Origin of the sequence: Salinivibrio kushneri (genome assembly GCF_027286325.1) — a bacterium.
GTDB lineage: Bacteria > Pseudomonadota > Gammaproteobacteria > Enterobacterales > Vibrionaceae > Salinivibrio > Salinivibrio kushneri_A.
In genome coordinates this window covers 1,311,678-1,333,190 of sequence record NZ_CP114588.1, presented here as the reverse complement: position 1 = coordinate 1,333,190, position 21,513 = coordinate 1,311,678, and the positions used below count along the sequence as shown (strand labels likewise).

The window sequence follows — 21,513 nt, the reverse complement described above, 5'->3', positions numbered from 1 at the left end:
AAATAAGGTTGATTGGTGTCGCATCCTATCACAAAGTAAAAAGAATCAAAGCCGCGCCAGCCACGCGCTCACCACCAACGTGGCGGCGATAAAGTAAACGCGTTGGCCGTTCGTCGCGTATAAACGCTTAAAGACAGCCAATAAACCCCGCAGTTTGGGAGAGCAGCCATGCTAAAACAGCTTTTTAGAAAACTCGAATCCGCCCTCGCCGCTGACGCGACGCAACACAGTGACGCTGGGCTGTCGCTGCATCAAGCGATGGCTGGCTTATTGAGTGAGGTGGCCATGGCCGATCACGATATTGATGAGCGTGAGTTTGTGACCAAGCGCGATCGCATTTGCCAATTGCTGAGTCTCGAGCCATCGCAAGCAGATACACTGTTGGCAGAGGCACAAGCTCACAGTAAACAAGCGACATCACTATATGAATACACGGACAAGCTGCGTGATTTAGACCCACAAGCACGGATTGAACTGATTGAAGCCATGTGGTCGGTAGCGTATGCCGATGAAAATATCGACCCGCTCGAAGAAGCGGTGATCCGTAAAACCGCCGAACTGCTTTATGTCGATCATGCCGAGTTTATTCGTGCCAAGCTTAACGTGATTGAAAGCGATGACAGCGAAAGCTAGGTCAAAACGTTGGAAGTCATGCCGAGGACGCGCGCATGATCACTGGGCCATTGGCGGTTGATACCTGTTCCAGTGGCGTGGCAAAAACATCTGAGAGCAGCTGATCCGTCAATACCGCTTTCGGCGGGCCTAGTGAAACAACACGACCTTGTTTAAGCACCACAACCGTATCCGCGTGCTCAAGGGTGCGGTTTAAGTCGTGATTGGCCATGATAACTGCGATTTCCTGCTCTCGCGCCAAGGCGGTCATTTCTTGGTAAATCACTTCCTGTTGCGCGACATCAAGTCCGCTTGACGGCTCATCAAGCAAAAGTAAACGCGCATGTGGATTTAACGCCTTTGAAACTTGCAACATGACGCCCGCCAATCGCACCCGTTGCCACTCTCCGCCCGATAAGCTGTCTATTCTTCGGTGGAGCTTGTCGCTGATAGCCAAACGAGACACCACATCCGCGACCGTCTTGTCTCGAATTTCACCGGTTGCCAATTGCACACTATCGAGCACGAGATTGAGGTATTCAAATACCGCCATGACAAACGCAGGGCGCTGTTGCTGCATCAGGTATCCCCGCACTTGAGCCAAATCATATCGAGTTTGTCCTGATACGGGTTGCCCTTGCAGCCAAACACTCCCCGACTGAGGGGCTTCCAAGCCCGACAACAGTTCTAGTAAAGTGCTTTTACCACTTCCGTTGGGGCCGATAAGGTGTACCACTTGTCCGGCATCAACCGATAAGGACATCGGTAATAAACGTGGCGCTAAGCTCAAATCTTTAGCGTGAACGATCATCCCGCCCTCACCAACATCCAAATAAATAATGGCGCACCAAGCACACTGGTCACTACCCCCACCGGAAGTTCCGCTGAGGGAAGAATAAGTCGGCCAACGGTGTCGGCACTGACTAATAATAGCGCCCCTGCCAACGCAGACATGGGCAACAAAGTACGATTACGGCTACCAAGCCACAGGCGTAAGTAATGCGGAACAATTAAACCAATAAAGCCAATAACACCCGCCACAGCGACAGATACCCCGACTAAAACGCTAATTAAGGCAATCAATTGCCAACGTAGTTGATGTGTGTCTAGTCCTAATTGCTGCGCCTGAGACTCTCCTAGCATTAGTTGGTCGAGCTTATGCCCGTATCGCCACAATAACGCAATACAAGGTAAGGTCATTGTCAGTATACCCACATGCTCCAATCGCATGCCGGACAGCGATCCCATTAACCAGACCATTAATTGGCGCAAATTAAAGTCAGTGCTGAAGTAAAACGCCAAGGTGACACCTGCCCCTGCCAAAATGCTAAGCGCAACTCCGACCAATAAAATGCGTGCAGTCGCTAGAGCGCGACGGGCTAATATCACTAAAATAAAGGTAAACAAGCTGGCGCCTAACATGGCAGTGACGGCCATACTGCCACTCGACGCCCAAGCTGGTGCGAGTAACAACAATAAGACCACGGCAATGCTTGCGCCACCGGAAATGCCTAAGACACCGGGCTCTGCCAATGGATTACCCAATAGCACTTGTAGGCTTGCCCCGGCCATTGCCAGTGAGGCCCCTATCATCACACTGACCAACACACGAGGGAGGCGAAGCTGTAAGAGTAACTGCTGCTCTAATGTTGAGTCAGGCGCGAACGGATTGATCCATATCTCGCCCACACTCAGCGCAAGCCCACACACCAACAGCAGTAAAGCCGAGAAAGTAAGTAACGCGCGCCGCCAACGGCTCTGTTGGCGGGCGGTGAGTTCTGACACTCGCATGCGTCATCCATTAAACCAATACTGTGACGCACTTTACCGACTGATTGCCAGCTTGAAAAGCGCTACGCCGAGGCTTTTTGTGGTGCGTGCACAAAGAGTGGCTGATTGACATTAGGCTTAAAGGGCGTGGCGAGTAATCCAGCGCGATGACCTACGTGGACATTGGCATTGGGGAAGATCACTACTTCCCCCTCGTGCTCAGCATAGATTTCTTGTCCCTTGTCGGTCGCCAATAACACCCCCTTTTCAAACGGTGTGAAGTTCTTAGCCGACGAGGGAAACGTAAGCGCGAATTGTTCTGTGTGCTTGGTCAAGGTTCGTGTCACGCGGTAAAAGCGCATTGGCGACAATTCAGTCGGCAAGGTGGCGGCTTTTAGCAAGCCTCGTAGGGTGCGATCAAGCGGCTCGTACTCCCGCATATCATTTTCAAACAAAGGCGCGACACGGCCCATTTCTAAGGTGGCAGCTAGCGCATCATGATAGTTGGCGCTATACCAACTAAACGTCGGTGATGGGGATTGAGACAACACTGTGGCGTCCATTTGGGCATCATTCAATAACGCCGCCAATGGACGTACATCTTTCTCGGTCGGTGTAGTGGGGATCACACCGAACATATAATGGTAGGACTCGCGAATCGCACTGTGTAAGTCGAGGTGCCAACGAGTCAAGTCGTCTGACTGGGCGGTAAAGAAGTCACTTACTGCTTTTTGCAATTGGTTAGCAAGGTAGTGCTCTTCGTTTTTTTCCTCATTCCAACCTCCGAATAAGCGGTTGAGGTTATCCTCAATAAAGCGGGTGTGGGCTTTAATCGCTTCGGCATGGCCAATGATCAGTAACAGCGGCACATTGGGGGTAAATTGCTCTGACAATATATCGGCGAGCAGACGGTCAATGAGCTCGATGGGCGCGGTTTCGTCACCATGAATACCTGAAGACAATACAACACAACGCGAAACCTTGGTGACGTCGGGCTGTATCGAAATAATACCGGGGGCGCTGTGATTGAGTGTAAGCGAGCCCACTCGCCACGAGTCTGGCGCAAAGGCATGGGGGGCGGTGAGTGCAGCATCAATAAAGGCACCTGGACGTGCTGTCAGCATAATGCATCCTTTTATTACAACTAGACAACAAAACGTTACAGCGAGATAACCAATAAACCCAGGATTTTCCACTCACAATGTGATCATGTATAGACAAATTAAAAAGCCGTGGCGCATAGGCACACGGCTTTCTAGTGTGGTGTCGTCACCACTGTCGGGGGCACGCAGCGTTATTTTTCAACGTCTGCGTTTTCAACTCGCGCTTTGAGTTTTTGGCCTGGTCGAAATGTCACAACGCGACGCGCAGTGATCGGAATATCTTCCCCTGTTTTAGGATTTCGACCGGGACGTTCATTCTTGTCTCGCAAGTCGAAGTTACCAAACCCTGATAACTTGACCTGTTCGCCACTTTCGAGCGCTTTCCGAACTTCTTCGAAAAACACCTCGACTGTCTCCTTGGCGTCCCGTTTGCTAATCCCGATATTTTCAAACAGGTTCTCAGCCAAATCGGCCTTAGTGAGCGCCATAGGTTTTTCCCTCAAGAATTGTTGAACACATATGCAATACCGCAGTATCGACACCACCATTCTACACTTGGCCTATACGTCTTTAGCCCTTGTATTTTAGGGATATTTAAAGGCCAGCTCAGAACAAGTGTATGCCAACTGGCTGATTTGCGCCAACTTTTTTACATTAAAAAAGCACGAACAATGTCCAAAAAATTGACCTTTCAAACCAAGATGTTACAAGGGTTTTCTTTACCAGCATAGCCAATAGACTGCTAAGCTGCTTAATATTAGGCTTTTTTATCAATATCTGAACACTTACTCATCAAATATAGTGAATTTATTTAGTTTTTCAAATGGATAGATGTTAGACCATTTAGGCATAAAAAAAGCAGCGTTTCCGCTGCTTTTTGGGATGACGTTAGGTTAGTCACGCAAGGTAACGCCTAATTTCTCTGATAAATGGCTGACAACACCAGACACTGCATCACTGATATCGGCTTCCTCAAGCGTGCGCGCATCAGATTGCAAGGTCAGTGCGATCGCTAGACTCTTCTTGCCCTCTTCCACACCTTTGCCGGTGTAAAGGTCGAAAAGCTGTGCGTCCTTGAGCAATGGGTTGCCGCTTTGCAAACAAGCAGCCACTACGTCACCAGACGCAAGCGCTTGGTCGGCAATCACCGCAATGTCACGACGGTTGGCAGGGAATTTTGAGAGCCCTGCTGCTTCGGGAATAAAGCGTTCGTCAATGGCTTGCCACTCCAGCTCAAACACCACAGTTCGACCATTTAAGCCAAACTCACGCTCAAGCTCAGGGTGCAGGGTACCAATGTGACCCACAACTTTGCCGTCAAACTCAATAGCAGCGGTTTGACCTGGGTGCATGGCAGGATGAGAGGCTGACACGAAACGGAAGTCTTTCAACTTACCTGTGAGTTCCAGTACCGCTTCTAGATCGCCTTTCAAGTCAAAAAAGTCAACGGTAGCGCTCGCCAGATCCCAATGCTCTTCACTACCAGGACCTGCAATCACCCCCGCAAGCATGCTCTCTTGGCGAATGCTCGATTGGCGAACGGTGCCACCGGTTTCACCTTCTGGGGTAAAGCGTAAGCCAAATTCAAACAAGCGCACACGAGGCTGCTGACGTTTTTGGTTGTAGGCCACCGTGTTTAAAAGGCCAGGAAGCAAGCTCAGGCGCATGGCTGACATGTCCGCAGAAATTGGACTTGGCAGGATCAGCGGCTCAACATCGGGAACAACCAGCGTTTGCTGTTTTGGCTCGACAAAACTGTAGGTAATCGCCTCGTGGAAGCCTCGGTCAACCAACAAATCGCGGACACGTTTCAGTGGCATCGCTGCTTCTTTATATTCGCGCATTGTCAGTGCGGCTTTAGGCGCGCGAGTTGGAATGTTGTCGTAGCCGTAAATACGCCCGACTTCCTCAATCAAATCCTGCTCAATGGCAATATCAAAACGCCAGCTAGGTGCCGTTGCTTGCCACCCTTTCTCGGTTTCCGTTACCGCACAGCCAAGGCGGGACAAAATGGCTTGAACATCACTGTTATCGATAGAATGACCCAATAGGCCATCTAACTTCTCTCGACGGAGAGTGACGGTGTCACGAGTGGGTAGTGTTTCTGCCGTCTCAGCGGTAACAATCTCTCCCGCTTCACCGCCACAAATTGCCAATAGCAGTTCAGTCGCTCGTTCCATCGCCGCCGCTTGTAACGCAGGGTCGACGCCACGTTCAAAACGGTGAGAGGAATCTGTGTGCAACCCATAGCTACGCGCACGGCCGCGGATCACGTCAGGAGCAAAAAACGCCGATTCGAGTAAAATATCTTGGGTGTCTGTGGTGACACCAGAGTCTTGCCCGCCAAAGATCCCGGCCATCGCCAAGGCTTTCTTCTCATCCGCGATAACCAATGTCTGGGCATTAAGGGTTGCTTCATTGCCATCGAGTAATGTGAGCGTTTCGCCCTCTTCTGCCATACGTACCACAATGCCACCCTCAAGCTTGCTAAGATCAAAGGCATGCATCGGCTGCCCTTGCTCGAGCATCACATAGTTGGTGACATCCACGACAGGGTCGATAGCGCGAATGCCACTGCGGCGCAATTTTTCTTGCATCCACAGTGGGGTCTGCGCATTAAGATCGACATTCTTTACCACACGACCTAAATAACGTGGGCATGCTTGTGGTGCATCGATATGCACGGATACCTTGTCGTCAATACTGGCAGTAACCGGTGTGATAGTCGGTTCAGTGACATCAGTGCGGTTCAATACGCCGACTTCACGTGCCAAGCCACGTAGGCTCAAGCAATCAGCACGGTTCGGGGTTAAGTCAACATCGATGGTTACGTCGTTTAGTGCGAGGTACTCACGAATGTCGGTTCCAATTGGCGCGTCGGCAGGCAGTTCGATAATGCCATCAGATTCAATATCAATCCCTAGCTCTGTAAATGAGCACAGCATACCGAAGGACGGTTGACCACGTAGCTTCGCTTTTTTGATTTTGAAGTCACCTGGCAATACCGCGCCAACCATTGCGACCGCGACTTTCAGGCCTTGACGACAGTTAGGTGCACCACAAACGATATCAAGCAATTCATCGTCGCCAACATTGATTTTGGTAACACGCAGTTTGTCTGCATCTGGGTGTTGGCCACACTCAACCACTTCACCCACAACTACACCGCTAAAGTCGCCAGCAACGGGTGCAATTTCATCGACTTCAAGGCCGGCCATGGTGATCTGATGGGCAAGCGCGTCGGTGTCGTTTGCTGGGTTTACCCACTCTCTCAACCAAGATTCACTGAATTTCATTATTATCTTGCCCCACTGATTACTTAAATTGTTTCAAAAAGCGCAGATCGTTCTCAAAGAACGCACGAAGATCATTCACGCCATAACGCAACATGGTCAGGCGCTCTACGCCAATACCAAAGGCAAAGCCTTGATATTCTTCTGGATCGATATTCACCGCACGTAGTACATTCGGGTGAACCATGCCGCAGCCTAAGATCTCCAGCCATTTTCCACCTTTGCGGCGAACATCAACTTCGGCAGAAGGTTCAGTGAACGGGAAGTAAGAGGGACGGAAACGCACTTCCAGGTCTTCCTCGAAAAAGTTACGTAAGAAGTCGTTGAGGATCCCTTTGAGATCAGCAAAGGTGATGTCTTTATCGACCAATAATCCTTCCACTTGGTGGAACATCGGGGTATGCGTTTGGTCATAATCATTACGATAGACGCGACCGGGCGCAATAATACGGAATGGGGGTTTACCCGCTTCCATGGTACGAATTTGTACGCCAGAGGTGTGCGTACGCAACATCAAATCAGGGTTAAAGAAGAAAGTATCGTGATCGGTACGTGCAGGATGATCAGGGGCGATATTCAATGCATCAAAGTTATGAAAACCATCTTCAACCTCTGGCCCGGACGCAACCGAGAAACCCAGCTCACCGAAAAATTGCTCAATACGCTCAATAGTGCGTGTCACTGGATGCAAGCCACCATTTTCGATACGACGCCCTGGCAGGCTAACATCAATGGTTTCGGCCGCTAACTTCGCTTCAAGCTCAGCACGTTCTAGCGCTTGTTTACGCTCGGCAATCGCTTGCTGTACTGTTTGCTTGGCTTGGTTAATCTTTTGACCCGCTTCACGGCGCTCTTCCGGTGGCAGTTTGCCCAACGCCTGTAATTGTGCCGTTAGCTCGCCTTTCTTTCCTAGGAATTTAACCCGGACTTCATCCAATGCAGCCACAGAAGCGGCACTGGTCACCGCACTGGTTGCATTCGCAAGAATTTCTTCTAATTGTTGCATTGTTTCCTCGTCGACCCGTTGGGCAGTCCAAATCAGGTAGGTGCGTGACAATACCTGCTGACATCATGATTTCACCCATTGTCTGAGCAAACTGACAGAGTCGTCTCAATAATACGCCTCAATGCCAATTGACTGAGAGAACAGGTAATAAATTGACCTTACATACTAATTAATGCCACGACTAATGCCAAACGCTAAACAGCATTTACGCTATTTTTCCTTGTCATCCGGTCACGAGTGGCGTCATTTTGATGGTAGATTGGTCATTCAGGGCGTCGATCCGGTAAAAATCGAGCATATTGGCGCTGATTAAATCACTCGCTAAGCATTGTTTGATATTCTAGCGTCTATATTGCCGAACAAGCTTGTGTGACAACAACCCAGTTGGTCAGCGTGCGCGTTTCCTCAATCACTTGTTTACCGAATACTTGGAGCCAGTATGCAAGACACCAGTCGTCCTTTACGTGTGTTTGTTTCGACGTCCACCCACCCTTGGTTCAATCTCGCCGTGGAAGACACCATATTTCGTACCATGTCGGCACAGCAGAACGTCCTATTCCTCTGGCGTAATGACAATACGGTAGTCATTGGACGCGGCCAGAACCCATGGCGCGAGTGTAATACGCGCAAAATGGAACAAGATGCTGTGGTGTTAGCGAGAAGGCAAAGCGGCGGGGGCGCAGTGTTTCATGATTTGGGCAACACCAATTTTACCTTTATGGCAGGTAAGCCGGGTTATGATAAGTCAGTATCAACGCAAATTGTACTCGATGCCCTGAAAACGCTCGGGATCAGTGCCTCAGCCAGTGGCCGAAATGATCTCACTATGGATACGCCCGACGGCCCGAGAAAAGTATCGGGCTCTGCCTACAAAGAAGCCAAAGATCGCGGCTTTCACCATGGTACGCTCTTGATTAATGCCAACTTGTCGCGACTGGGTGACTACCTCAACCCTGATCCTAAAAAGCTACAAGCCAAGGGGATTTCATCTGTCCGAGCCCGCGTGGCCAATATTGCTGACTTTGTCCCGGACATTGATCACCAACGCGTCTGTGAAGCGATTAAGTCTGCCTTTTTCCGCCATTACGGTCATACCACTGAGATTGAGTATATTTCTCCCGACGCTAAGCCCGATGTCGAGGGGTTTGACGCGATTTATGAAAAACAGTGCAGCTGGGCGTGGAATTTCGGTAACAGCCCGCAGTTCATGCACACCTTTGATGAGCGTTTTGAGTGGGGAGGCGTTGAGCTACACTTGGATGTGAAACATGGAGAAATCATCGATTGCCAGTTATTCACTGATAGTTTAATGCCAGGACCGCTAGAAACCCTGGCCAATCAATTGGTCGGACAAGCCTACCACCCTGAAAAACTTTACCACTTTGTGATGAGCTGGGCTGATGCAGACCAAAGTCATCAAATTATGTACGAAGATATTGCCCTGTGGTTACGTCAAGCCATCGCCTGATCGCTGAACACGGCTAGAGTGACCTCTATCACATAATCCCCTCTCCTTTGATCCCACGCAAAGACGCAAACGCCTGTCACGTCACTATAGGTGACAGGCACCGTCTGGTTATATATCCCACACATAATAGACAAACTATTATTATCCACGTTAATGTGGCTTGAATAATAGTTTTTAATTTTGGTAAAAAACCATTACGCTAGTTTTACATATTTTGTTACAAAACACAGGAGGCTGTTTTACACAGGCGTTAACGCCAACACCCTGCACCCGGCTAGCCCCATGCAGACCCAACAATCATTCAACGAATAATTAGATAGTTATGGAAAACCAAAAAACAATACTTGGTCACCCTCGGGGACTGTTCTTACTTTTTGGCACTGAGCTTTGGGAGCGCTTTTCATATTATGCAATGCGCGCGATCTTGGTGCTTTATCTCACTGACCAAACCATTAATGGCGGCTTAGGCTGGTCAACCAAAGACGCACTCGAACTATATGGTTACTATACTGGCCTCGTCTATATCACGCCGCTGATTGGTGGATGGATTGCCGATAACTTTATTGGCCAACGTCGCGCTGTCATTCTCGGTGGGGCATTAATGGCCATCGGTCAATTCACTCTGGCCTTCCCTGCTCACCAATATGGCTTAGATACAGTACATACCTTATATGCAGGCTTAGCCATACTGATTGCGGGTTCTGGCTTATTTAAACCCAACATCTCGACGATGGTGGGTGACCTTTATGATGAAGGCGATCATCGTCGGGATGGTGCGTTTACCATCTTTTATATGGGCATCAATATTGGCTCATTGCTAGCTGGCTTTGTTGCGGGCACGGTGAGCAGCGCTTACGGCTGGCAATATGGCTTCTTTGCAGCGGGCGTGGGAATGGTGATTAGCCTCGTGATCCAGCTAACCATGGCCAACGCTTGGCTCGGCGAAATAGGCCGAGTTCCAGCCGCACAACAAGCGCGAGATGCCAATCATTCCAAGACCAATGCCCCATTAACTAAGCAAGAAATCGATCGCCTCAAAGTAATTTTATTGATGGGGTTATTTGTCATTATTTTCTGGGCAGGCTTTGAACAAGCCGGTGGCTTGATGAATATTTATACCCAAGAGTATACGGATCGTATGGTTGGCGGGTTTGAGATACCAGCCGCTTGGTTCCAATCGCTTAACCCTTTCTTCATCATTGTTTGTGCCCCTATTGCAGCCTCATTATGGGTTCGTTTGGGACCTAAAGAGCCAAGCTCGCCCGTGAAATTCGCGATGGCTTTATTTATGTTGGCGCTGGGGTTTGTGTGCATGATTGGCGCAGTGTTAGAGCAAGGCGGTGATACCACAGTGAAAACGTCGATGTTTTGGTTGGTGGGCGCGTTCTTCTTCCACACACTAGGCGAACTTTGCCTCTCACCTATCGGTTTATCCTTGGTTACTAAGCTCGCGCCGCTACGCTTGGCCTCACTGATGATGGGGGCCTGGTTCGGCTTTAACGCGATCGCCAACTATGTGGCGGGGATCATTGGCTCGCATGTAGGTGATTATGGCGCTATGGCCATCTTCGGTGGTATTGCAGCAACAGCCGCGATTTCCGGTGTTATCTTACTGGCGCTATCCGGCACACTGATTCGTTGGATGCACGGTGCTGAGTCTGGTGCCACACCAAGTGAAGAAATCGAACAACAGCAAGTACAAGTGGCGTAATCCCCCCACTTCAATAATGAAAAAGAGGCCGTTTGGCCTCTTTTTTGACTACCAGCGACAGTACTCTGAATTACATTTTTGGTGAGGACTGAGCTGAGAGTATGTTGATTTCTCCCATTTGTATATTGTCTCAGTATCCGCACTATCGAGCGCTGGAATGTATGATTTATCGTATTGGCTCAGGAAGTAAGTCTCGAATAAATTAACCTTATGTTCCTTGTCTATCCAATATCTCATTGGTATTAATGCGTTAGGGGGTAATCTGGCTGCTAAATTATTAACCTCTACCATCGCATCAGTAGGGTTTGCTCCCGTATAAGGTTGATCTTGCCCTAAGTAAATGTCGCATTTAGCTTGTGAACCTAAGTCATGAGCAGCTTTTAAAATCGCTTCCCTCACGACGAAGTGATCGATGTGACTACCATTAGCCAATAGAACAAATGCTGCACAATTATCTTGTTGTAGAATAGGCTTTACGCTAGCTGTAATAGTCTGGTAAATCTCTATTTCTTGCTGCCTAAAGTCTTCAAACGTTCCAGCCGGTCCTCCCCCAGCCGTTGTCGACCCTTCATAATTTCTCAATGGCGCATCATAAAAACCTGACGTTTTGTACCTAAAATTACTCCACTTGTTAAACATATCTGTATGAGCCTTGATGTCCTCGTTGAATCTCATCGAGGTCACATCGATAACTCTCTTATTTGTCGAGATATCTAGGTGATTAGTAGTGTAATTAGATACCGAAAAATAGACTTCTGTGACTGGCTTTTTTTGTAGCAACCCATCCTCTTTAGCAAGCTTATTAATCAAGCCACCAAATGTCAGTGCAATATCATCCGGATGAGGACTTAAGAAAAAGATTTTTTCATGTGTAATATCCAACGGCTCTGCTACGGATACAGTCGACATAGCGGACATACTCATGATAAGACAGGCCGTCGATAGCTTTCTAGCAAGTGATCTATGCATTCTGTAATACCTTTTAATTATTAAAGAGTTACCCAACAAGCACCGCTTTTATTTCAGATTTGATAGTGTCTGATTGCGTACCAAATATAGCCTGAAGGTTGTCGCCAACAACCAGTACCTCTTTGGCGCCGAGCTGCTTAATTGCGGTAATATCAGCATACTGGATATCATTCAGGCTGACTCGCAGTCGCGTGATACAGGCATCCACATTTTTAATATTTTCCTTTCCTCCAAGCGCACTGACCAATTGATGTGCCAGCTCTGAACCGATTTCCGAAAGTTGACTCACCTCGGTTTCAGCGGTTTCTCGGCCTGGTGTCAGCAAATTAAGCTTACTGATCGTTAATCTAAACAAGCTGTAATACATTAACGCCCAGAGCGGGCCAATCAGTGCGAAAAGCCAAGCATTGGTCGACAGTGGGTAATAGATAAGGAAGTCAATTGCGCCATGTGCGAAGGTGACGCTATGGTGGATATCTAACGTTGTGACGAGTGCAAAACCGATCCCCGTTAAGACACAATGCATGGCATACAACACCGGCGCGACAAATAGAAAAGAAAACTCCATCGGTTCGGTAATACCCGTCAGCCAAGATGTTAACGCTGCCGAAGCCATAATCCCGCCAACCAGTGCGCGTTTATCAGGGCGAGCTGAGTGATAAATAGCTAACCCCACCGCTGGTAACGCCCACATTGAGTACAAATAGCCTCCGGCTAGATTGCCGGCAGTAGGGTCACCAGCAAGGTAGCGTTGAATTTCACCGGTGATCACTTTTCCGCTTTCAGGGTCGACATATTCCCCCACTTCAAAGAAGAAAGGCACGTTCCAAATGTGGTGCAAGCCAAAAGGAATCAAAGAACGCTCAACAAACCCGTAAATACCAAAAGCTGTGGTTGGGCTTTGATAAGCCGCCCAGTGCGAAAAACTCTTGATTGCGCCGCCAATGGGAGGCCAGATATAGCTGAGCGCAATACCAAGAAATATTGCAGCAATACCCGTAACGATAGGGACGAAGCGTTTTCCGGCAAAGAAGCCCAAGTACTCAGGAAGCTGGATGTTATGAAAACGATTAAACAAATAGGCTGCCACAGCCCCAATCATAATCCCGCCGAATACCCCAGTATTAAGACTAGGGATCCCGATGATCATCGCAGGCTCAATGCCGTGGATGTTAGCCATTACCCCTAAGGTTGCGGTCATAATGGCAAAGCCAACCGTCGCCGCCAGCCCAGCCGCGCCATCGTTGTCTGATAGACCCAGAGCGACACCAATCGCAAAGATAAGTGCCAGATTGCTGAATACGGCATCGCCTGACATGGCCATGATTTCAGAGACACTATCCGGTATCCATGCGAAGTTAGCAGAACCGATACCGAGTAATAGACCGGCAACAGGTAATACGGCCACAGGCAGCATCAAAGAGCGCCCTATCCGTTGTAGTAATCCAAACGCGTGACTAAACATGTGATGTTCCTTTTTTATGTAGAGACATACACACGATAAAGAAAAGCGTCTCTCCCAAGGTTACAAAAGCCTATGAGTTTGTAAGCAGGCTGTTACATACCAACGCCTACCGGTGTGGCAATATCAGCTTGCACCAATAGTGATCTCGTTTTAATTGAGGTATACACAAGGTATTGGTGAAAAACACAGGAACGTGCAAGATGAAAACCATCCTCGTTGTGGATGACAATCAATCGCTTAGAGATGCACTCACCGATTACCTAGGGCGTGCTGAGTTTCATGTTCTTACTGCCAGTGACGGTGAGCAAATGTGGGCACACTATCAAACGCACGCACCGGATCTCATCATTCTCGATATTATGCTGCCGGGCGATGATGGGCTAACGCTATGTAGCCAAATTCGCAAACACTCTAACGTCCCCATCATCATGCTCACGGCTGTGACAGATGAAGCTGATCGTGTTGCAGGGCTGGAAGTGGGCGCCGATGATTACATTACAAAAACCTTTAGCCCACGTGAGCTACTGGCACGCATTAAAGCCTTATTGAGGCGTACACATATGACCCAATCATCCGGTGTCGGCCATAAAGTCACTTTCGCCGGATGGACGTGTGACCTGCTGAAGCGTCAATTAGTTAGCCCTCACGGTGAGTGCAAACAATTGTCTGGCGCCGACTTTAATCTGATCAGCTTAATGCTAGAAAAACCCAATCAGCTTTTGAGTCGAGATGATATTGCCCGCTGCATTTGGGGGCGAGATGCAGAGCCATTTGAACGCGGGATTGATGTGCAAATCAGCCGATTACGTAAGCACCTTCACGACGACGAGCGTTCGCTCATTTTAACGGTAAGGAATAAAGGTTACATGCTCGCCACTGATGTCATCGCGACAGAGGTGCATTGATGCGTACGCTTGCGCTATCGTTGTTCACCTCCATTCGATTTCGTATTGGCGCGACCTTATTGATCGTGATTGTTATCGCCCAACTGATCGCCGGGTTGATTTGGTACCAAACCAGTGCGCAAAAGGAGCAAGAGAGTCTACAGAAAACGGTACAAAGCCTAACCAGTAATGTTGCTGATACTTACAACTATTTTGAGGCACTTCCCGTCAGTTATCGCTACCTCATCTTGAACCAAATTCGAGAGATGGGTGGCACACGCTTCTTTATCTCCATCAACCAACGCAAATTAGATGTTGGGTTGCCCACGCAAACTGCGCGTACCGCCATGATTTTAGAGCAGGCATCGACGCGGTTGTCTAAATCAGTGCGCCACGCGCAACACATTGATGTTGCGTTAAGCCGACGCCAAGACCTCAAAGTGTTTAACTCAGGTATTAAGCTTGAGGCATTGCCTGCTATCTGGGCCGACTACAGCTTAGCCTTAGGCGATCTGGATTTACCTATCGTTGTGGTACAGATCCAAATGTCACAAAGCGAATGGTTTTATCTCGCGGCAACGCTACCTGTCCCCTTCTCTACCTTATCGCCACAGTTTATTGACCAAAAACAGCTGGTCTTTTTGGGGATATCCTCGTTACTCCTTGTCTTTTGTACGGTCTGGTTATTGCGATTAGAAATTCGTCCAATTCGGCGACTGGCTAAAGCCGCGACGCTGATGAGCGGACAGCTATATGTCGAAGAAGTACAAGAAGAAGGCAGTAAAGAAACACGTGCTGCTGTGCGAGCATTTAATAAAATGCAGCGACGTATACGCGCCTATATCCGCGACCGCGAAATGCTATTCGGGGCCATATCACACGATTTAAAGACGCCATTAGCATGCCTGAAATTACGCACGGCAATGTTGGAAGATGATGCAGAGCGGCAAAAATTTGAGACCGTATTGACTGAATTTGATGTGTTGTTAGAGGGCGCCTTGCAGTGTATTCGTGAAACTGACATCCATGAGGAAGTTGAATGGATTAATTTGGTCGATACGCTTGAACAATGCGCAGCGTACTACAACCGCAGTAAACGTAAGGTTCAGCTTTCGCTACCAGTTGAAAGCCGATTCTTGGGTAAACCCCTTGCGATTAAACGGTGCCTTTATAACGTCATCGACAACGCTATTAAATATGGTGGCTCCGCTGAAGTTGGTCTTTACGACGATCATGACAAGGTTGTTATTCAGGTGCGCGACTTTGGCCCGGGCTTGGAGACAAAGTGGCAAGAAAAAGTCTTCGAACCGTACTTTCGCGTTGATGCAAAAACACATCTCGGATCCGGGCTAGGCCTCACCATTTCCCGCAGTATTGCTCGAAGCCACGGCGGCGATCTCTATGTACAAAACCACCCCCAACAAGGGCTTATTGTCACCATTCAGTTGGCGTGTGAACTATGAAAAAATACTTGCTTACCCTTTTATTCGCAATCGCTTTCCCCATTAACGCAGCACAGTCCACCGTAGCATCTGTTGAATTTCTGCATTGGTGGACATCAGCAGGTGAAGTCCGCGCTGCCAACATCGCTAAACAGGCGCTTGAGGAGGCTAACGTTCACGTTGAACAGCAGGCAATTCAAGGTGGCGGCGGGGATACTGCAATGTCTATTTTACAAGCTCGCGCAATTGCGGGCACACCGCCAACCATCGCTCAGCTCGAGGGGCCCGCGATCCAGTCATGGGCAGCGCTGGGTTTTCTTTACGACCTAGAACAGTTAGCCAATCAAGAGCATTGGCGCTCGCAGCTCTATCCCATTGCGCGCGCGGTCAATCAATTTGAAGGGAGATTTGTGGCAACGCCAGTGACTATTCATCGATTAAATTGGATGTGGGTGAATCATGACGTGCTTCGTCAATACAACCTATCGCCACCTGACAACTGGGAAGCACTAATCGATACATTTAAAACCTTAAAGCGTCATAATGTGCAACCGCTAGCCATCGGCAATGATCAATGGCAAATCGCCTTACTGTTTGAAAATCTTGCATTTGGCTACGGCGGTGCGGATTATTATCGACGTGCATTTATGGATATGGATGAGCATACACTGCGGAGCGCAACCACGTTTGAGATTTTAAGTTTGTTCCGAGAGATTAGCCGCCTCATCCAGCCAACGATTTCTCACATACGCTGGAATGAAGCAACTCAGTTGCTGATTGAAGGCAAACACGCATTTCAGTTTTCTGGCGATTGGGTATTGGGAGAGCTATTGGCCAAACATGTAGCGGCTCCAGAAGCAATCGGCTGCTATCAAGCCCCCGCCAAGCACACGGGTTTTATTTACAATATGGACAGTTTCGCGCTCTTTAATAGCGCGCGCAGTAGTAGAAAAACGGCCAATACGCTCGCTCGCGCCTTATCATCCAAAGCATTTCTTACTGCTTTTAATCAAGCAAAAGGGGCACTGCCCGCTCGTAAAGATATCGACCTAAGCCAGTTCAACCCGTGCTCTCGCCAAGCCCATCATGATATGGAGCAAGCAGAACAAAACGGCCGCTTGCTTCCTAGTACAGTTGATTCAATGGCTGTAAGCCCCATCGTTCAACAAGCAACGACCAGTGAGATCTATCGGTATTTTAATGATGAAAGCATTGGCCCAGAGGAATTTATTCTGCGCCTTGAAAATATACCGCGGGGAAAATAAATGACTACTTCTTGCTTAAATCCAGCTTTCCGCTGAATACAGTCACTGCTTGGCCTTGTAGCAACACATAATCGTCGCTAAGCGTCATCTTGATCTGCCCACCGCGCGCGGACGCTTGATAACCGATAAGCTGCTTTTTACTCAGTGCTTGAGACCAATAAGCTGCCAGCGCACAATGCGCGGATCCTGTCACTGGGTCTTCGTTCACCCCCACCCAAGGGGCGAAGTAGCGAGAGACAATATCGACCGTGTTATCAGAGCTTGCCGCAGTCACCACCACACCACGCCCAGGCTGCGTATTTAGCACCGTAAAATCAGGAGACAGCGCTTTTACATCGTCTTCAGAGTCAACCACCAATAACTCTTTTTCACCAAAACAATAACTCGCGCGGATACCAAAGCCATGTAGACCCAAAGCTTCTAGCCGCGATGGACTTGGCCTTACTTCTACAAGCTCAGGAACAGGAAATGCCATCGCTATCCCCTCGCGTTTTACCGTCACCTCAAGCGGTCCAGACTGCGTATAAAAAGTGACACTGTCACTAATTTTGACGTCACCACGCTCAGCCAAAACATGTGCTGTGGCGAGTGTGCCATGACCGCAGAGTGCGACTTCTACTGTCGGTGTAAACCAGCGTAAGGACATGGTGTCCAAGGCAAGAAATGCCGTTTCAGAGACCGCCATTTCCTCAGCAATGGCCAACATAGTTGCTTCATCCAACATGGACGCCGAAATGCACACCCCTGCCGGATTTCCCTGAAACAATGACGCACTAAAGGCATCAACCTGATACATATCAACAGTCATAACTTCATTCCAAGCCGGCGACGCAGCGAATGATACATTTCCATGATAAAGGTCGTAAAGCCAACGGTAGGATCGTGTTGAATGTAATCCTCGATTGCATTGAGATTAATCTGGCGGAATTTTTCAATCGCAGTCTCCGCACAATCAGCAACAATCACATCTCCTTCGATGATCAATCCCTGCTCTAACAATGCTTCTTTTTCAGCAAGATAGCTGGGGGATCCCTTGATCAAGTAAGTAAACTGCTCACAGTGGTTAGGCTGACAAAAAAAGACGTATCGGTTCATTATGTGCCCTTAATTTCACTTTTAAGCACTATACCATGATGATAGGAACAGGAAGGAAGTACTAGCGCACATTTTTATACGCATAAAGTGCGATTATCTAGACATTAGAGATAACAAAAAAGGAGAGCCGAAGCTCTCCTTTCTCAGCAATTCTTTACTGTAAAAATTACAGTGAAGCTTTCGCTTTTTCTACCAGCACAGAGAATGCTGCTTTGTCATATACCGCGATGTCGGCAAGGATCTTACGATCGATTTCGATAGATGCCTTTTTAAGACCGTTAATCAGACGGCTGTATGACATACCGTTTTGGCGAGCCGCAGCGTTGATACGTGCGATCCACAGTTGACGGAATTGGCGTTTCTTGTTGCGACGGTCACGGTAAGCATATTGACCTGCTTTCGTTACCGCCTGAAAAGCTACGCGGTATACGCGTGAACGCGCACCATAGTAGCCTTTCGCTTGCTTCATTACACTCTTGTGACGTGCACGAGCTTGTACACCACGTTTTACGCGAGCCATTGTCTCTCTCCTAAACTAAATTATAAAACTAAAAACTTATGCGTATGGCAGCATGCGAGCTACTTGCGCGTTTTCGCACGCAGGAAGAACCGCATTTGGACGAAGCTGACGCTTGTTCTTAGTAGTACGTTTAGTCAGGATATGACGCTTGGTTGCACGCTTGTACTTGAAGCCACCAGCTGTTTTCTTGAAACGCTTAGCAGCACCTTTGTTGGATTTCATCTTAGACATGATGAATAACTCCGCATTGTGTTAATAACATAGCAATTTGGCGAACAAAACGGCTGCACCCAACGGGCGCAGCCGCATGTTACTTGGAAGCCAGAATTACTTCTTCTTTGGGGCCAGAACCATGATCATCTGACGGCCTTCGATGCGTGAAGGGAAGCTTTCTACTGAAGCAATTTCAGCAGTATCTTCTTTCAAGCGGTTCAGCACGTCAACACCGATGCTTTGGTGCGCCATTTCGCGACCGCGGAATCGGATAGTGACCTTGACCTTGTTGCCCTCTTCAATGAAGCGAACCAGGTTGCGTAGTTTTACCTGATAGTCGCCTACATCCGTGCCAGGACGGAATTTAACTTCCTTAACCTGAATAGTCTTTTGTTTTTTCTTCTGCTCTTTCGCAGCTTTACTCTTCTCGTAAAGGAATTTGCCGTAATCCATGATACGACAAACCGGCGGCTCAGCGTTCGGACTGATCTCTACCAAGTCAAGAGTCGCCTCTTCTGCTTTGGCGAGTGCTTCATCAAATGGGACGATACCCACTTGTTCACCGTCGGCGTCAGTCAGACGGACTTCCTTAACACCACGAATTTCGTTGTTTAGACGATGAGCGTTCTTCTTTGCCGGGGCTTTTCTTGCGCCTTTAATACCTTATTCCTCCACAATATTGAGTGTTCGATCTTGCACTTCTTGCTGCAACTGCGCTAAGAAGTCATCAATCTTAATTTTACCCAAATCTTTACCTTTACGGGTCCGTATTGCGACTTCGCCAGCTTCCATTTCCTGGTCACCACAAACCAACATATACGGAACACGCTTCAAAGTGTGTTCGCGGATTTTAAAGCCAATCTTCTCGTTTCTCAAGTCCGCAGAGGCTCTAAATCCAGCTTTTTGCAGTTTTTTCGCAATCTCTTGTGCGTAATCTGCTTGTTTATCCGTGATATTCATCACAACCGCTTGTTGTGGTGATAACCACGCAGGGAAGTGTCCCGCGTATTCTTCGATAAGAATCCCGATGAAACGTTCCAACGAGCCCAGAATAGCGCGGTGAATCATCACCGGCGTATGACGTTCGTTGTCTTCCCCTACATAGGTCGCGCTTAAGCGCTCGGGCAACGCGAAATCAAGTTGTACTGTACCACACTGCCATGCACGATCGAGACAATCATGTAGCGTAAACTCAATCTTAGGTCCGTAGAATGCACCTTCACCCTCTTGAATTTCAAATGGAATATCCATTGCCGTTAGGGCTTCATTCAAGGCTTGCTCGGCTTTATCCCACATTTCGTCGGAGCCGACACGTGTTTCTGGACGGGTAGAGAGCTTGACTTCAATGTTGTTAAAGCCAAAGGTCTGATATGTCTCATAGACCATCTCGATACACGCACTGACTTCCTGCTGCACCTGTTCTGGAGTACAGAAAATGTGCGCATCGTCTTGGGTAAAGCCACGAACACGCATCAAACCATGCAATGCACCTGAGGGTTCATTACGGTGACAGCTACCAAATTCCGCCATACGCAACGGTAGATCACGGTACGACTTAAGGCCTTGGTTAAAGATCTGCACATGCCCAGGACAGTTCATCGGCTTAAGGGCGTATTCACGGTTCTCTGAATTGGTGGTGAACATGTAGTCCGCGTACTTATCCCAATGGCCCGAACGTTCCCAAAGCACGCGGTCCATGATAAGCGGCCCTTTCACCTCTTGGTAATCATACTCAGTCAGCTTGTCGCGAATAAATTGCTCAAGCTCACGGAAAATCGTCCAGCCGTTATGATGCCAGAAGACCATACCCGGCGCTTCTTGCTGCATGTGGTACAGGTCAAGTTGCTTACCCAGCTTACGGTGATCGCGCTTCGCGGCTTCTTCGAGACGCACTAAGTGTGCTTTAAGTTGCTTTTTATCCGCAAATGCTGTGCCGTAAATACGCTGCAGCATTTTGTTGTCACTATTACCACGCCAGTAAGCGCCAGCCACATTCAGGACTTTGAAGTTCTGACAAAAACTCATGTTTGGCACATGTGGGCCACGACACATATCAACGTATTCTTCGTGGTGGTACAAGCCCGGACGGTCGTCACGTGATACATTCTCATCCAAGATTTCCATCTTGTATGATTCACCACGTGCTTCAAACGTGTCGCGCGCCTCTTGCCAGCTGACGTTTTTCTTCACTACCTGATATTTGGTTTTCGCCAACTCTTTCATACGCTTTTCAATGGCGTCCAGGTCATCCTGGGTGAGCGAGCGATCCATGTCTATGTCGTAGTAGAAACCGTTGTCGATGGTTGGGCCAATCGCCATCTTAGTGTCAGGGAAAAGCTGCTTAATCGCATGACCTAAAAGATGCGCACATGAGTGGCGAATGATTTCTAACCCGTCTTCGTCTTTCGCGGTAATGATTTCCAGTTGGGCGTCTTGCTCGATAAGATCACACGCGTCAACACGTTCACCATTTACACGGCCGGCAATACAAGCTTTGGCAAGGCCTGGACCAATATCGTTGGCGACATCGTAAGTAGAAACCGGATGGTCAAAAGCACGCTGACTACCGTCAGGGAGAGTAATTAGAGGCATTGATAACAATCCTTCTCAGTGGTGCCACACACCAAGTGGCACATGAAGTGTATTTTGGCGATTAGTAAGTAACCGCACAGTGCAAGTAGAATAACGATTATGAAG

The 21,513-nt window shown here is 48.5% G+C and carries 21 protein-coding genes; 7 read left to right on the top strand and 14 right to left on the bottom strand.

Features of this window, described 5'->3' with window-relative positions:
- Positions 1–168 precede the first annotated feature (168 nt).
- Complete coding sequence (locus N8M53_RS06360) at positions 169–633, top strand: TerB family tellurite resistance protein (protein ID WP_269579905.1); 465 nt, start codon at positions 169–171, stop codon at positions 631–633.
- 16 nt (positions 634–649) lie between these two features.
- Here the strand turns inward: N8M53_RS06360 and btuD are convergent, their stop codons facing one another.
- From btuD to pheS, 6 genes are all read right to left on the bottom strand, one after another.
- Positions 650–1,423: a vitamin B12 ABC transporter ATP-binding protein BtuD gene (gene btuD / locus N8M53_RS06355; RefSeq protein WP_269579904.1), complete on the bottom strand. Its 774-nt coding sequence runs from the start codon at positions 1,421–1,423 to the stop codon at positions 650–652.
- Positions 1,420–2,403: a vitamin B12 ABC transporter permease BtuC gene (gene btuC, locus N8M53_RS06350; RefSeq protein WP_269579903.1), complete on the bottom strand. Its 984-nt coding sequence runs from the start codon at positions 2,401–2,403 to the stop codon at positions 1,420–1,422. Before btuC ends, btuD begins: the two co-directional genes overlap by 4 nt.
- Before the next feature lie 62 nt (positions 2,404–2,465).
- Entirely contained in the window at positions 2,466–3,506 is a 1,041-nt protein-coding gene (locus N8M53_RS06345; RefSeq protein ID WP_269579902.1) for a succinylglutamate desuccinylase, read from the bottom strand.
- Positions 3,507–3,676: 170 nt separating this feature from the next.
- On the bottom strand, positions 3,677–3,973 hold the full coding sequence (ihfA, locus tag N8M53_RS06340; protein WP_077667850.1) for an integration host factor subunit alpha: 297 nt from the start codon (positions 3,971–3,973) through the stop codon (positions 3,677–3,679).
- Positions 3,974–4,378: 405 nt separating this feature from the next.
- On the bottom strand, positions 4,379–6,781 hold the full coding sequence (pheT, locus tag N8M53_RS06335; RefSeq protein WP_269579901.1) for a phenylalanine--tRNA ligase subunit beta: 2,403 nt from the start codon (positions 6,779–6,781) through the stop codon (positions 4,379–4,381).
- Between the two features lie 19 nt (positions 6,782–6,800).
- Positions 6,801–7,784 (bottom strand): phenylalanine--tRNA ligase subunit alpha, encoded by a 984-nt coding sequence (gene pheS / locus N8M53_RS06330; RefSeq protein ID WP_269579900.1) that lies wholly within the window; start codon positions 7,782–7,784, stop codon positions 6,801–6,803.
- 184 nt (positions 7,785–7,968) lie between these two features.
- Between pheS and N8M53_RS06325 the strand changes: the two genes are divergently transcribed.
- The 3 genes from N8M53_RS06325 (at position 7,969) to N8M53_RS06315 (ending at position 10,963) form a co-directional block, all read left to right on the top strand.
- Positions 7,969–8,097: a hypothetical protein gene (locus N8M53_RS06325; protein ID WP_269579899.1), complete on the top strand. Its 129-nt coding sequence runs from the start codon at positions 7,969–7,971 to the stop codon at positions 8,095–8,097.
- Positions 8,098–8,223: 126 nt separating this feature from the next.
- Entirely contained in the window at positions 8,224–9,252 is a 1,029-nt protein-coding gene (locus N8M53_RS06320; RefSeq protein ID WP_269579898.1) for a lipoate--protein ligase, read from the top strand.
- Positions 9,253–9,574: 322 nt separating this feature from the next.
- Positions 9,575–10,963 carry a peptide MFS transporter gene (locus N8M53_RS06315; protein WP_269579897.1) on the top strand — a complete coding sequence of 463 codons (1,389 nt, stop codon included), beginning with the start codon at positions 9,575–9,577 and terminating at the stop codon, positions 10,961–10,963.
- Between the two features lie 48 nt (positions 10,964–11,011).
- On the opposite strand, the gene N8M53_RS06310 is transcribed toward N8M53_RS06315, so the two are convergent.
- Positions 11,012–11,872, bottom strand: coding sequence for a PIG-L family deacetylase (locus tag N8M53_RS06310; protein ID WP_269579896.1), 861 nt, complete (start codon positions 11,870–11,872; stop codon positions 11,012–11,014).
- 88 nt (positions 11,873–11,960) lie between these two features.
- Positions 11,961–13,397, bottom strand: coding sequence for a glucose-specific PTS transporter subunit IIBC (ptsG, locus tag N8M53_RS06305; RefSeq protein ID WP_269579895.1), 1,437 nt, complete (start codon positions 13,395–13,397; stop codon positions 11,961–11,963).
- A 200-nt stretch (positions 13,398–13,597) separates the two neighbouring features.
- Between ptsG and N8M53_RS06300 the strand changes: the two genes are divergently transcribed.
- From N8M53_RS06300 to N8M53_RS06290, 3 genes are read left to right on the top strand one after another with little or no spacing between them, the layout of a single operon-like run.
- Positions 13,598–14,302, top strand: coding sequence for a response regulator transcription factor (locus tag N8M53_RS06300; protein ID WP_069587646.1), 705 nt, complete (start codon positions 13,598–13,600; stop codon positions 14,300–14,302).
- Positions 14,302–15,744 (top strand): ATP-binding protein, encoded by a 1,443-nt coding sequence (locus N8M53_RS06295; protein WP_269579894.1) that lies wholly within the window; start codon positions 14,302–14,304, stop codon positions 15,742–15,744. The genes N8M53_RS06300 and N8M53_RS06295 overlap by 1 nt, the downstream gene beginning before the upstream one ends.
- Positions 15,741–16,988 carry an ABC transporter substrate-binding protein gene (locus N8M53_RS06290; RefSeq protein WP_269579893.1) on the top strand — a complete coding sequence of 416 codons (1,248 nt, stop codon included), beginning with the start codon at positions 15,741–15,743 and terminating at the stop codon, positions 16,986–16,988. The genes N8M53_RS06295 and N8M53_RS06290 overlap by 4 nt, the downstream gene beginning before the upstream one ends.
- A 4-nt stretch (positions 16,989–16,992) precedes the next feature.
- Here N8M53_RS06290 and N8M53_RS06285 read toward each other — a convergent pair whose 3' ends face one another.
- The 6 genes from N8M53_RS06285 to thrS form a co-directional block, all read right to left on the bottom strand.
- Positions 16,993–17,796: a PhzF family phenazine biosynthesis protein gene (locus N8M53_RS06285; RefSeq protein ID WP_269579892.1), complete on the bottom strand. Its 804-nt coding sequence runs from the start codon at positions 17,794–17,796 to the stop codon at positions 16,993–16,995.
- Positions 17,793–18,083 carry a hypothetical protein gene (locus N8M53_RS06280; protein ID WP_269579891.1) on the bottom strand — a complete coding sequence of 97 codons (291 nt, stop codon included), beginning with the start codon at positions 18,081–18,083 and terminating at the stop codon, positions 17,793–17,795. Before N8M53_RS06280 ends, N8M53_RS06285 begins: the two co-directional genes overlap by 4 nt.
- A gap of 166 nt (positions 18,084–18,249) precedes the next feature.
- On the bottom strand, positions 18,250–18,603 hold the full coding sequence (gene rplT, locus N8M53_RS06275) for a 50S ribosomal protein L20 (protein ID WP_025673305.1): 354 nt from the start codon (positions 18,601–18,603) through the stop codon (positions 18,250–18,252).
- A gap of 36 nt (positions 18,604–18,639) precedes the next feature.
- Positions 18,640–18,834, bottom strand: a complete 195-nt coding sequence (gene rpmI / locus N8M53_RS06270) for a 50S ribosomal protein L35 (protein ID WP_025673304.1) — start codon at positions 18,832–18,834, stop codon at positions 18,640–18,642.
- Between the two features lie 96 nt (positions 18,835–18,930).
- Positions 18,931–19,476 (bottom strand): translation initiation factor IF-3, encoded by a 546-nt coding sequence (infC, locus tag N8M53_RS06265; protein WP_077459463.1) that lies wholly within the window; start codon positions 19,474–19,476, stop codon positions 18,931–18,933.
- A gap of 3 nt (positions 19,477–19,479) precedes the next feature.
- Positions 19,480–21,408, bottom strand: a complete 1,929-nt coding sequence (thrS, locus tag N8M53_RS06260; RefSeq protein ID WP_269579890.1) for a threonine--tRNA ligase — start codon at positions 21,406–21,408, stop codon at positions 19,480–19,482.
- Positions 21,409–21,513: the final 105 nt, after the last annotated feature.